The organism is Streptomyces bambusae, from assembly GCF_020532645.1.
GTDB lineage: Bacteria > Actinomycetota > Actinomycetes > Streptomycetales > Streptomycetaceae > Streptomyces > Streptomyces bambusae.
Window position 1 is genome coordinate 1 of record NZ_JAJAUZ010000137.1, and the last position, 1,318, is coordinate 1,318.

Below are 1,318 nucleotides of genomic sequence, written 5' to 3' on the forward strand. Positions count from 1 at the left end.
ACACGGCAGCCACGGCACCGGCTGCGGACGCGGTCTCGATCGGACTGGGCGAGTCCGGGCACCCGCTGGTGGGCGCCGTCGTCCCGCGGGCCGACAGCGACGAGCTGCTGCTGACCGGCCGGCTGTCCCTGCGTGCTCACCCGTGGCTCGAGGACCATGCGGTGCGCGGACGGGTGCTGCTGCCCGGGACCGCCTTCGTGGAGCTGGCCCTGCGCGCCGGATCCGAGGCGGGGGCCGGGCACCTCGAAGAGCTCACGCTGGAGTCACCGCTGGTGCTGGAGGCGGACGGAGCCGTGCAGTTCCAGGTCGCCGTGGGTCCGGCGGACGATACGGGCCGCCGTCAGGTCACCGTGCACTCGCGAGCGCAGAGCGCCGGCTTCACACAGGAGTGGGTGCGGCACGCCGACGGTGTGCTCCTACCGGACGAACTGCCGGTCCCGGCGGACCTCCCGGCCGCCTGGCCGCCGCCGGGCGCCGAGGCACTGGACCTGACCGGCCGCTACGAGGACCTGGCCGAGCAGGGTTTCGGCTACGGTCCGGCGTTCCAGGGACTGCGCGCCGCCTGGCGGCGCGGCACCGAGGTCTTCGCCGAGCTCGCCCTCGCCGACGAGCAGGGCGGCACCGCGGCCGACTTCGGCCTGCATCCCGCCCTCCTGGACTCGGCGCTGCACGCCATCGAGCTGGGGGTACTGCCCGGGACGGGTGAGCCGCGGCTGCCGTTCGCGTGGAGCGGCGTACGGCTGCACGCCTCGGGCGCCGATGCAGCCCGGGTCAGGCTCGCACCGGCGGGCGGCGACGCGGTGACGATCGAGGTCTACGACCCGGCCGGCGCCCCGGTGGCGACCGTGGGCTCCCTCGCGTCGCGTGCCGTGTCGGCCGAGCAGATCGACGCCGCGGGCAGCAGACTGCACGAGTCGCTGTTCCGGGTGGAGTGGGTTCCGGTGGACGCGGCCGCCACGACCGGCCCGTCCACGGACGGACTGTCGGCGGACGGACTCTCGGCGGACGACGTGACCGTGCTGCGCCTGACGCCCGGCGCGGACGTGCACGACACCGTCCACGAAGCCCTCACCCGCACCCAGGAATGGCTCGCCGAAGACCGACCCGCGCAGGAACGCCTGGTGCTGGTCACGTCCGGGACCCAGGCGGTGGGTCCGGAGGAGGACGTACCGGATCTGGCCGGCGCGGCGGCGTGGGGTCTGCTGCGGTCCGCCCAGACCGAGAACCCCGACCGCATCATCCTCCTCGACCTCGACCCCACACACACCGACACCGAAACCGACACCGACACCGACACCGTCCTCACCCGAGCACTCGC

Annotated in this window: 1 protein-coding gene; it reads left to right on the forward strand. The window is 74.4% G+C overall.

All coding sequences use genetic code 11. From position 1 onward, the window contains the following. Positions 1-1,318: SpnB-like Rossmann fold domain-containing protein (locus LG634_RS37515; RefSeq protein WP_226741021.1), on the forward strand; the 1,318-nt coding region annotated here is incomplete at both ends.